Consider the following 10,088-nt stretch of genomic DNA (forward strand, 5'->3'; position numbering starts at 1 on the left):
TGGAAACCTTGTTCTATTTGCCGTGGAATCGGCATTAACTTTGCCGTGGAATCGGCATTAACTTTGCCGTGGAATTCGTGATTTTTTTCCCGTGGAATCCTTGTTCGCGATGGCGTGGAATACGCAATCATCCCCATTCCTTTCGCCGATTTTGTCAGTTCGCCACGGAAATCCGGATGGGCAATGGAGATCATTTCCTTTGCGCGTTGCTTCACTGATTTGCCGCGCAACTGCGCTACGCCAAACTCGGTGACTACGTAATTTACATCGTTCTTGCTCGTGCTGACATGTGCACCCGCCGCGAGCACTGGGGCAATACGAGAAATGGTGCCGTTCTTGGCCGTTGAAGGTAAAACAATGAATGACCGACCTCCTTCCGATCGATTCGCGGCCCTTACAAAATCAGCCTGGCCACCGGTTCCCGAGTACGGCAGATGCGCAAGACTCTCTGACCCGCACTGCCCAATCAAATCGACTTCAAGTGTCGCGTTGATCGATACAAGTTTGTTGTTTTGACCCGCGATATAGGGATCGTTAGTAAAGCTCGCAGGATGCATCTCAACCATGGGATTGCGATCGATGAAGTCATAGAGCCTCTTGGACCCCAGTACGAACGTGCCGATAATTTTACCGGGCATCAAGATCTTTTTGCTGCAGTCGACCGCACCGCACTCGACCAGGGACAGGATGCCATCGCCGAGCATTTCCGAATGAATGCCCAAATGATGCTTTTTGGTCAATTGCATGACAACCGCGTCAGGGATACCGCCATAGCCAATTTGCAGCGTCGAGCCGTCCTCGATAAATTCCGCCACGTAGTTGCCGATCGCTTCCTGCACGGGACCGATCGTCGGCATTCCGACTTCGAGGATTGGATCGGCGCTTTCGACCAGCGACGCAATCTGCGAGATATGCACGTGACACCGGCCGTAGGCGAACGGTACGTTGGGATTGACCTCGAGCACGATAGCGCGAGCTTTGGATACTGCCGCCATCGTGTAGTCGGTGCCGAGGCTGAGCGAAAAGTAGCCGTGCCCGTCCATTGGCGATGCCATTGCGAAGACGACGTCCGCATTGATCTGGCCGCGCTCGATCAGAATCGGAATTTCAGAGAAATAATTCGGGATGAAATCTGACCAGCCTTCCTGACCACCGCATCGCGATGCCGGTCCAAAGAAAAAAGCTGAATGCTGTACATGCTCGACGGTCTCATGATCGAAATACCCAAACTTCCTTAACGCAAGTATCTGATGAACCCTGACCCCACGATATGCACGCCGATGCTCGGACAACGCGGTCAGCAATAACGGGGGTTCGCCAACGCCGGTAGGCACGATAATCGAATCACCGTCCCGCACTAGACGAATAGCTTGTTCCGGTTGCATGTGTTTGCTGAGATAAAGCTCTTGTGCCGTCATGTCGTCTCCTGATGCAATCAATGTTTTTTGCGCAGCGTCTAAGGTCCGAGCCTGCAGTTATTTATCCCTCGTCACACCGAATCCAAAGGTGGATTTGAAAGACGCCCGTTATTTTGAGGGGTGCTAGACCCATACCGGTGCCGTCCACAATTGCATAGTAGAGCGGCAGAACCTGTAACGCGAGCAATACCCGTGGAGCTGGCAATTTGGTAACTGTCGGGCGATGTCAGCAAAAGAATGCAAAACACGGTAACTTGCCGGCGGGGTGCAGTTTGGACCGCTACCTAAGGGTCGTCACTCCCGCTACCCGCCTGACAGTCGCAAACAATGTCCGAGCGCCGCTGCTAAGGCGAATGATGGCGACCATTGAGCGATGATGTCGCTGCCACCTCTTCGTAACTCAATACGCAACGTCGAACGCTAACACGTGGCTGGCTTAACAATCTCAGCGAAACTGTCGTTTCGAGTGGCTCGCCCTCACAGCCGCGGCACCGCTCAGCGATCGCGCTAAGTATCCTGACGTCCCACAGCGTCTTTCGCATTTCCGAGGCCGTCGATAAGACGGGTTCCCTTGACTCATTGTTCTAGTGATACCTGACGGTGAGAACAAAGACCAACCGAGTACGGTATACATCTGTCAAACCGTCGAAAAAGCCTTTTTCACACGTTCGACCTGTTATTCAAATGATGCGTCAACGGCCAATGTTGGTTACTAATAGAGTCAATTTAAACGCATAGCAGACTGCGCAGGGATTCCGTCTGAACAACTGGTCGCGCTAACGGTTGCCTTGCGTGGCCTGCTTCAACGACCTTCACGCCGCCGCCCCGAATAAAGCACCGACACCTGCGGACACATCCAATCCCAATGCGCTTCAGAAGACCACGCGAATAACACCCGGGGCAACTTTTGCACCGCCAATTTTTGCAGCCAGCCCTCCAAAGGCGGCCAGAGAAACCAACGCAGAGACCACTACGGAGGGCAACAGCACAGATTCCGGCGAAAGCGCAGTTACAAAAACGGAACTCCGTGTCCTCAAAGCACGCTGAACTGGACCGCGGCCGAAGAAAGCAATCGGCAATTAGGCACCGCATGGCCACCCTCACCAAAAATTGGCGCTCCGCGCGTCAACTTCTACCCGAAAATTTATGTTCCAACCGCAGACGACGTCACGTTCAAATCTGCTTGCTCGGCAGAGTCAGTTTCGACGACAGCGATCCTATCGACGGCCATTGCGCTACTTCTCGCTGCTTGCAACAGCGGCCCCGATAAGCCGCCTGCTATCAATAACACCATCTCAAGGGCGACGGCGGCAGTGCGCGCGAGTAACTGAGTCAGCCGAAACGGGACTACGGACGCAGTTCGGGACCAACGATCGAACAACGTAACGTGGACTCAGCATGGCTGATATATTCGATAATCCTTTAACACATATAGTGGAGCAGCCCATGGCCACCCTGTCCGACGAGATGACGTGGATCCTCGAAGAAGCCGCCGAAGGGCTTAAGGCGCTGGAGGAGGAAGTGATCACCGCGGAGTTCAATCCGGACGACCCAGTGAGTGTCGAAGCGGCCATCGTCCACGTCGAAGCCGTCATCGATGCCAAAATCGCACGGTTTCGCGGCAACCGTCTCGTCGACGAAGCGGCGGACGCAATCAAGGCCGAATGCCGCGCCAGCATCCTGCTACAGGCCACCGACCGCGACACTGATCGTGGCACGCGCACGCTGCATTAACCGTGCTGGCGACTGAATCGGAAGGGGACCCATGGCAGCTAATCATCGTTTCGCATCAAGCTCCTGCCCGGCGCCGGTGACGGCAAGTTGTTTGCCGTGAGTGCCGAGCCGCGGTGCGCGCCTTTTTTCAGCAGCTGTGCGGCGCCGGCGTCATTGCGCATCCGGTGGCGCTTACGATGGACTGCGCCGGCGCGAGCGGCTGCTTGGTCGGAGAGTTCGTGCTTCCCTTCGCGCAGGTCGCCGACCCTGCCATCGGCGTAGCCGTCGCAGCGTGGTTTCAGGGACGATCGGGCCGCAAGCTGCGCCTGAAAGTGGGCAATATCAAAATCGAAGCCGAGACCATGCAGGAACTCGAGCAGTTGTTGGATCAGGCGAGCGCTCGGCGAGATCAACAATCGGAACCTGCGAGCGTCCATGACTGAAAAAGCACTGATTACTCAAGCCGCCTGCGCGTTGCCCTCGATCGTTGCCCAAGCGCCCGAACACATGCGCACGCGGTAGACAGGTTTCTCGCGTGGTGCGCTCAGGCCGGCGCGATGTCCATGACCGAGATGCAGCCGCTGCACAAGAAACCGAAAACCAGGTCGCCAGGCGCATCGAAAAATTGGTGCCCAATGGCTGGCGCCCTCCCCGCTCGCTCGACTCGCGGTATCCTGCCTTCGCCCGACTGTTGAGTAAGTACCAGGAACGTCGAACGGCACGCGATCGCTCCCCCGCTCACCCTACGACGCACCCGTTTTGAAAGCCAAGTGGAGCAACGGCGCCTGTTGCATATCAGCAGTCTCTTTGGGAAATATCAGACCGGACATACGAAACAGCGCGCTCCTCTCGATTATTTACTGGCGGTCGTCCTATCAAGGCTAGCTGTGCCGCGGGGCAGAGGCATGATGGCCCATCTTGTAAAATCAGCCAGCCATCCCTAGAGGCTCAACGATGAACACTGAACACGCTGCATCCGCACTTGTCTCGGTTACTCTCGCCTGTGCGGCGAACGTACCATTGCCCGCTCTTGCCGTCGGCGACGTCACGCAGACCATCGTCATGGTCCGACACGGCGAAAAGCCCGATGAAGGACTTGGACAGCTCTCCTGCCAAGGGCTAAATCGAGCTCTGTCATTGCCCCGAGTCATCCAAATGAAATTCGGCAGCCCGGAAGCGATATTCGCCCCCGATCCCGCTAAACAAAAGACCGACCGTGGGACCAAGTACGATTATGTCCGGCCCCTCGCGACTATTGAGCCTGCTGCGATTTATTTCGGCTTGCCGGTCAATGCATCGATTGGATTTAAGAACGTCGACAAGCTCGTCGACACCCTGCTCTCGGTAACCTATCAGAACAGTGTTGTAGTGGTCGCTTGGGAGCACACAATGGTCGAAGAAACGGCACGTCGCATCGTTAAGCGTTACGGTGGCGATGCTTCAAGCGTACCCAAATGGGCTAGCAAGGATTTCGACAACATTTATGTCGTGCGCATAACTTACCGCTCCGGAAAACCCATTGCTTCATTCACCGTCGAACACGAAGGTTTGAACGATCAACCCACAGCTTGTCCCGTCCGTTGAAGTCGCTTAAAGGTGAAAAAAAGCAAAGATTGCTACGCCAATTCCAGCCCCGCCCATGAGCCCCGCAAGCACGAAGAGCTTACGACTGCCGGTGAGCGAGGTAACAGCCGCGAGCGAGATTGCTACGCTTAGCCAAGCCAGCGCTTGGCCGAACAAATGCTGTGGATGCTCCTTCGCCTCCGAACGTTGATTCGCTCCTTCCACCTCCTTTTCAAGCTTGCTCGCTTTCGCCGCAATTTCCTTCTTTCGATCCTCGTATTTCGTAATTTGATCACGGTAGAAACCTTGCCTTGCCTGCGGTGCAAGCTCAGCTGCCAGCTCCATCAGGTGGCCCTTGCTTGATTGCGCCTGATAGTAGCTCCACTGGTCACTCGCTTTACTTTGCAGGAGGACAGCATCATTCTTGAAGATCAGCGCCTGCGTCTGCAACACGCCTTCCTCGTAATGAAGAAGGCCGGACAGGGCTGCGAGAATCGCCGTGAAGACTGCAACCCAGCGCGACAGTGGATCACCAGAATGCGCCGCTTGTTCGACGAGATGATCGTGAGGCGCGTGTTCGTGGGACATAAGGACTCGATGTAGGCGGCGCAAAGACGACGCCTTTATTTGAAAGTTTTTCTATCTTATCGCAATATTTTATGGGGACTGCGATCAACGCATTGCACAATGCAAACTCAAGTCCCCGCGCAGCGGCCTCGGAAACATCAGACATCACGCACAAGCTCTTTGGACTGGGATTCATCCCAACGGGCAGCAACAGTCAGTCGCTTTGCTTCTCTTCGAATCATTTTGTTGTAGGCTACGGTGCCGTGCGGGCCGTTCATGGCCCATTGTTCACATTTGCGGCATATCTCGGCTGGACGATGGCCGAAGCGCCAAACCATCGGGCCGGCGCATTGCTCGCTGCCGCGGGGCTTTTTCCTCCCGGGCCTGGTCCTCGTGCTCGCAGCACTCCCGCACTGGCAAGCGCTGCACGCGCACCCGTCGATGGCTGCACTGTTCGCCGGAGTAAATGCTGCAGTCATTTGACTGCTAGCGAGTGCACTAATCTCAGCCGTCTGGATAAGTGCGGTTCTTCCAAAGCTCGACTCCGCGATAGCAGTCATCGCTTTTTTTTTGCTGACCCGCAGAAAGGTTCCGCCGCTCGCCGTCATACTGCTTTGTGCTCTAGCCGGTATCGCCGAGGCGATCTAGATCTAAGGTGAAAATTTGTTGAAACCGACGGTCCCCTAAGTCTGAGCTAAGGGACATATTTTAAAACTAAAAGCACTGATTCTATAAGCTTTCTGGGCAGCACTGTATTCGAGTGATGTCAGTATTCCTTAAGCAAAATGTCAGCTGACAACACCAATCGCTATGTCTCACAAGCAAGCCTTCACGGCGACCGATTATGCTAACTTCAAACCATAACGTGCGACGCGATTGGGTTCTGAATCTTTCTTTGGAGGAACTATGCGTCAAGGTCTTGTAGACGACGACTTCTGGGCACTTATTGAACCGTTGATTCCCAAGCGTCAGTTGCCTAAGCACCGCAGTGCGGGCCGACCCCGAGCACCAGACCGCGCAACATTCTCTGGGATTGTGTTTGTTCTACGGTCCGGTATCTCGTGGACCGCGCTTCCTAAGGGACTCGGCTACGGAGCTGGCCAAGTTTGCAGCCGGCGACTGCGCGCGTGGCAGGAGGAAGGTGTATGGCCACTTCTTCAACAAGTGCTAGTGGCCGAACTGCAGCGTCGCGGCAACCCCGAAGCAGCCAATGCGATTTTGGACAGCTTGTCGGTTCGCGCCGTGCTGTCAGGAGTCAACTCTGCAAGCAGCCTGAGATCCACTGGGCTTATTAGGAAAGCCGTTGGCACTAAGAAGCGTTGCACCAGTCTCATCTAATCGATTTCGGGTTTGATCGGCCGCCTCTTCGAAAAAGTATTGTGTTTCACGAGCGACCAAGTCACGTTCGTTATCCATCGTGATCACGTGGTAGCAGTCATCCAGGAATATCTTTCGTCGCCGTTGCGAACCGACTCCTGAATACACGAGGTCCGCATTAGCTGTCGTAGAAGTGTCGTCATCTATTGCGTGGATCAACAAGCAATCGGCTTTAATCGTTGCGATGTTCCTCGTGACGTAGCGCGCTAGTGCCCTCGCTTCAAAAATATGGTGCATCGACAAGCTGGCCGCTCCAATTTCGGAATCACCCTGACGCTGCATGCTCTTCGCCACCTTTGCTCGAAGCGCCGCGTTCTTTAAACCATAGGGTGAGCGCTCGCGCAAACTGTAAAAATCTCGGATCGGTGTTTTGTAGGCAAGGTTCAGCATCCAGTGATACCAGGGGATGGTCCAGCCATCGTAGTTCAATGTCACAGATAGCAGCGACAATGCGAGCAGTTCTGGTTCTTCGACGGCGAGAGCGAGCGCTAGAGTGGCGCCAATGCACAGACCGCCTACCGACACGCGCCTGTACGCTGAGGTGAGTTTGCGATAGTGCACTCTGACCTGTTCACGCCACTCAACCGACGTGGCACAAGAGCTTCCGAGTCCGTATCCGTTAAGGTACGGCGCGTGAACAGCAAAGCCTTGCTTGGCGAGAGACCGGGCCAGATAACCCATCTCTTGCGGCGTACTTCTTAATCCATGGAGCAACAAGACCGCATGATCTCGACTACTTACCGGATGGAAGATGTCCTGCATCAAAACGTTTTGCTTGTTCATGCGATAGACTTTGGAGGGATTTTCATTATCAGGTACGCGCCATGGGCGGTAGGGAAGCGCTCTAACTGACACAACAAGTCAGAAAGAGCCGGATCACGGCGAGGCAAACTCACCGACCAACTCCGTGTTCCCTCGTCACTTGATTGCTCGAACGCGGCGACAAACGTTGATGCGTCGCTAGCAGAAAATGTCGCTATCAATCGCTCTGACGCTGACGCCCCCTCAAGCGGAACAATTTCTTTGTGGAGTGATTCGCTGACGTACTCATAGGATGATCCGACCTTACCCACATACAAAACGTCGGCATTTCTGTCCGTAAATTGCCGAATCAACCGGTCCGAAATTAAGTGCGATGCCTCAGCTTTCCTCCTCCGCTTATCTGAGCGTAAAAGCATTTGATGCCGAGAACTGGCGACCTCTGCGAAAAGCTTCGCCTCATGCTGAGTTCTTCGCAGCCATTCGATCATGCCGAGGAACAAAAGCGTAGCTGCTGGAAACCCTACAAAGAGGATTATGTCCTCCTTGTCAAAGTAACCAAAATTCGCGTAAGGCGGCACAAAAAAGTAATCCGCAACTGGCACACCGATAGCGACAACAAGTATTGCTGGCCCGATTCCCAAGAAAAACCCCACCAAAACGGCGGCAATTGTAAAAAACAAAGCGGGCATGTGCGCTTCTAAAACCGGATGCATTAGTTCCCGCGCACCAAAAGCAGCGAGCGCAGCCACAAGCGCCACTGCGTATCGCCATGGGCCTCGCGGTGCCCAACTTCCTGCATTATTTAACATTTAATTTTCTTTATCTATTGCTAAGCTTCACTTCCCCGAGCGAACAGCACAACACTGCGTCTGTAATCTAGAACGCCAAGACTTAGGCGCCCCTTAGGCATGCGATGAACTAAAATTATTCAAGCTGCAGCTGCAACGCCTGATGGCTCTATCCATGCCGCATTCAGGATAAGGTACTACTTACACTTCTAAAATATTGCCTGAAGGCCTAAGAGTTAATAAATTGCATGAGCCAATACGAAGGAGACTCTGCTCCCGTTTGACAGCAGTACGCGTAATTGGTGCCGCGGTAATAAAATAAGTAGCGGCAACGGGACTGGTAGGCCGGAGAAAGACAAAAACCTAAGTTTCACCTAAGTCAAGGTCGGCAGAGTCATGACAGGAAAATGAATCTGGTCTTCGACTGAACACTACCACATGGATTTTCATTTGAAAACTTACACCACAACTCACAACCGCAAGGGCTTCAGCGCACCGGCGAAGCTTTTTCACTGGATAACGGTCTTGCTCCTCTTCATCCAGTACACCATTGGATGGGTAATGCCGGACGTGCATAAAGATACACAGCCAATTGGATTAATCAGTTGGCACCTTTCGATCGGGTCGCTGATTGTCTTGGTCGTCCTGATTCGATTGGCGTGGCGGCTTACGCACACAGTGCCACCAGAACCAACTACCCTCCCGCCTCCGCTTCAGACAGCTGCCCGTGCGACGCATTGGCTTCTATATGCATTACTTGTCGCTTTTCCGCTGATGGGATGGGCTAACGCATCGTCGCGTGGATGGGAAGTTTCTTTGTTCGGATTGATTCCCCTGCCGCCGCTCTCACCTACAGGCTCAGTTCTCGGACATGAAATGGGCGACATTCACCAAGTTTTCGCATGGGTCCTACTCGTGGCTGTCGGTCTGCATGTATCTGCTGCATTATTTCACCATTTCATCATAAAGGATGACACTTTGCGCCGGATGTTACCGCGACGGCGATGATCGAGAATGAGACGCGCCAGTCTTCATTCTATGCCGGTGTGAAAGCCCACACCGCCGGTTTCAGTAGAGAGGGACGAAACCAAGCCTAAGCAGAACACCCCTGCTGCCCGTCGGGCATGATGGAACAATCAGACGCCGCTGGGCGTTACAGACGACACACGTGATGTGTTCGGGTGATGGCTTGATGAGCCAAGGTGTTTGAAAAGCAATCCGGACGATCGGATAGAGAAGCATGAAGATGCCGTATACACCAAGATCCCCAAGACCCCTGATCGTCGCGTCCCTGACCCTTCTGGTTAGCGGCCGCACGGTCGGCCGCGAATACCACCAGCCGGATGTTAATGGCTCAGCGCACCGTCACGCGACTCAGTCTTGCCCAAAGTGTGCACCATCAGATTCCCCCATAGCGGGCGAATGCCGGGCACCGACTTCAGGCGTGCTCCATTAGCAGACTGGTGAAATACCTCATGTAGCGGTCATCCGTGACGAAGGGGTAAACGTTGAACCGATGTCATCAATGAGAGCGAGATGGAACGGATGCGTGGGCCAGATGGTTTTACCGAATCAATGTTCACGGTGTTGAAGCAGGACGATTTTGTGCCGAAGGACCATACCTTGCGTCCGATTCGAACGTGGCTCAATGACACGCTCAAACGCATGGACGATGTGTTTGCACGGATGTACGAAGCCGATGCGAAAGGAGGCCGGCCGAGCATCGCGCCGGAGAAGCTGGTGCGAGCTCTTTTGCTGCAGGTGCTGTACTCTTTCGTAGCGAGCGCATGCTGGTGGAACAGATTTCCTACAACATGCTGTTCCGCTGGTTCGTCGGCCTGCCGATGGACGGGACCGTGTGGGACCACTCGACGTTCAGCAAGAACCGCGACCGGTTGCT

At 54.3% G+C, this 10,088-nt stretch carries 9 protein-coding genes and 2 pseudogenes; 7 read left to right on the plus strand and 4 right to left on the minus strand.

The annotated features are described in order from the left end of the window. Positions 1-1,418, minus strand: a 1,418-nt coding sequence (locus ACRXB1_RS21040) for an acetyl-CoA hydrolase/transferase family protein (protein WP_449493098.1), incomplete at its 3' end; no start/stop codon positions are given. A gap of 1,446 nt (positions 1,419-2,864) precedes the next feature. On the opposite strand from ACRXB1_RS21040, the gene ACRXB1_RS21045 reads away from it, so the two are divergent. The 3 genes from ACRXB1_RS21045 to ACRXB1_RS21055 all read left to right on the plus strand — a co-directional run bounded on the left by ACRXB1_RS21045 (position 2,865) and on the right by ACRXB1_RS21055 (position 4,715). Next, positions 2,865-3,152 carry a hypothetical protein gene (locus ACRXB1_RS21045; RefSeq protein WP_449493099.1) on the plus strand — a complete coding sequence of 96 codons (288 nt, stop codon included), beginning with the start codon at positions 2,865-2,867 and terminating at the stop codon, positions 3,150-3,152. Positions 3,153-3,265: 113 nt separating this feature from the next. Further along, positions 3,266-3,574, plus strand: a complete 309-nt coding sequence (locus tag ACRXB1_RS21050; protein ID WP_449493100.1) for a hypothetical protein — start codon at positions 3,266-3,268, stop codon at positions 3,572-3,574. 511 nt (positions 3,575-4,085) lie between these two features. Continuing rightward, positions 4,086-4,715 (plus strand): histidine phosphatase family protein, encoded by a 630-nt coding sequence (locus tag ACRXB1_RS21055; protein ID WP_449493101.1) that lies wholly within the window; start codon positions 4,086-4,088, stop codon positions 4,713-4,715. A gap of 6 nt (positions 4,716-4,721) precedes the next feature. On the opposite strand, the gene ACRXB1_RS21060 is transcribed toward ACRXB1_RS21055, so the two are convergent. Further along, positions 4,722-5,282, minus strand: a complete 561-nt coding sequence (locus tag ACRXB1_RS21060) for a DUF4337 domain-containing protein (protein ID WP_449493102.1) — start codon at positions 5,280-5,282, stop codon at positions 4,722-4,724. Positions 5,283-5,491: 209 nt separating this feature from the next. Here ACRXB1_RS21060 and ACRXB1_RS21065 point away from each other — a divergent pair. Together ACRXB1_RS21065 and ACRXB1_RS21070 are read left to right on the plus strand one after the other, a co-directional pair. Continuing rightward, a pseudogene (locus ACRXB1_RS21065) lies at positions 5,492-5,909 on the plus strand (chromate transporter); the annotation flags it as partial. A 258-nt stretch (positions 5,910-6,167) separates the two neighbouring features. Then, positions 6,168-6,599, plus strand: a complete 432-nt coding sequence (locus ACRXB1_RS21070) for a transposase (protein ID WP_449493103.1) — start codon at positions 6,168-6,170, stop codon at positions 6,597-6,599. Here the strand turns inward: ACRXB1_RS21070 and ACRXB1_RS21075 are convergent. Then, positions 6,510-7,421: an alpha/beta hydrolase gene (locus ACRXB1_RS21075; RefSeq protein WP_449493104.1), complete on the minus strand. Its 912-nt coding sequence runs from the start codon at positions 7,419-7,421 to the stop codon at positions 6,510-6,512. The genes ACRXB1_RS21070 and ACRXB1_RS21075 overlap by 90 nt on opposite strands. Continuing rightward, positions 7,418-8,158 carry a DUF4118 domain-containing protein gene (locus ACRXB1_RS21080; protein WP_449493105.1) on the minus strand — a complete coding sequence of 247 codons (741 nt, stop codon included), beginning with the start codon at positions 8,156-8,158 and terminating at the stop codon, positions 7,418-7,420. Before ACRXB1_RS21080 ends, ACRXB1_RS21075 begins: the two co-directional genes overlap by 4 nt. A gap of 480 nt (positions 8,159-8,638) precedes the next feature. On the opposite strand from ACRXB1_RS21080, the gene ACRXB1_RS21085 reads away from it, so the two are divergent. Both ACRXB1_RS21085 and ACRXB1_RS21090 read left to right on the plus strand, forming a co-directional pair. Then, complete coding sequence (locus ACRXB1_RS21085) at positions 8,639-9,196, plus strand: cytochrome b (protein ID WP_449493106.1); 558 nt, start codon at positions 8,639-8,641, stop codon at positions 9,194-9,196. Positions 9,197-9,733: 537 nt separating this feature from the next. Beyond that, positions 9,734-10,088, plus strand: a pseudogene (locus tag ACRXB1_RS21090) (transposase); the annotation flags it as partial.

The organism is Caballeronia sp. M23-90 (genome assembly GCF_053574605.1).

Bases quoted from the DNA above. Each gene is read 5' to 3' on its own strand.
- ACRXB1_RS21045 (WP_449493099.1), top strand. From the start codon at position 2,865: ATGGCCACCCTGTCCGACGAGATGACGTGGATCCTCGAAGAAGCCGCC.
- ACRXB1_RS21055 (WP_449493101.1), top strand. From the start codon at position 4,086: ATGAACACTGAACACGCTGCATCCGCACTTGTCTCGGTTACTCTCGCC.
- ACRXB1_RS21060 (WP_449493102.1), bottom strand. From the start codon at position 5,282: ATGTCCCACGAACACGCGCCTCACGATCATCTCGTCGAACAAGCGGCG.
- ACRXB1_RS21070 (WP_449493103.1), top strand. From the start codon at position 6,168: ATGCGTCAAGGTCTTGTAGACGACGACTTCTGGGCACTTATTGAACCG.
- ACRXB1_RS21075 (WP_449493104.1), bottom strand. From the start codon at position 7,421: ATGAACAAGCAAAACGTTTTGATGCAGGACATCTTCCATCCGGTAAGT.